1 protein-coding gene is annotated in these 783 nt (G+C 66.7%); it reads right to left on the minus strand.

The window, feature by feature from the left end:
• Positions 1 to 191, minus strand: a 191-nt coding sequence (locus CCN37_RS42545; protein WP_210408423.1) for a transposase, incomplete at its 3' end; no start/stop codon positions are given.
• Between the last annotated feature and the right edge of the window lie 592 nt (positions 192 to 783).

The following is a 783-nucleotide window of genomic DNA, read 5'->3' on the forward strand; positions in this document are numbered from 1 at the left end:
GTCTTCTGGAGACCGAGGTAGCGGGCACGTCTCATCCCGGTGACCGCGACGGCCTGGTGGATGGATCCCTCGATGCCCGCGCGGGTTCTGTACTTGGTTCGCCACTGCTCGTCACCTTGCTGGAGGCGGGCATGGTCGAGGACTTCTTGCAGCTTGCGGGGTTGCACACATGACGAGCCCCTCGGAGGCATTGGAGCTGCCTCCGAGGGGCTCTGCCGTACCGTACCCAGGTCCGGGCAGTTACCGGGATTCGGTGTGGGTCCGAGAGCTGACAGACGTTGTCGGTTTCTTGTCCGGTACGTCCTGTGAACCCTTTCCGCCGCCGCCAACGAGCGCCAGCACAAGGAGCAGGAGTAACAGGCCGCCACCCCCGCCGGCCACCGCAACGGCAGCAGGAGCGCTGATCCGGCGATAGTGCGGCCGGACGTAGTACCCGTCGCGGTAGTGGCCTCGTACGCGCGTCACCGGACCTGCCGGAGCAGACCCGGAGCTGGGCGCGGTCGTGCCGACGCGGCGATGGGTGGCGGGGCGAACGGATCCAGCAGCGCCGGTCGACGGCCTGGACCGGCGGTAGTGCGGGCGGACGTAGGAGCCGTCGCGGCGGTAGTGCCCACGAACATATGACATCGGGGAATTCCTCGGGTGAGTCAGGCAGGAGCGAAAAGCAGGCCCAATCCGGGCGCTCAGCTCGACGGTACAGCCGCCCACCGACACTCGATGTCCGCCAACTCCGGTGATCTACAAGGGGCTTGATCAGCAACAGTCCTCGCGACACCTCAACAC

The organism is Allokutzneria sp. NRRL B-24872 (assembly GCF_002155965.1).
GTDB lineage: Bacteria > Actinomycetota > Actinomycetes > Mycobacteriales > Pseudonocardiaceae > Allokutzneria.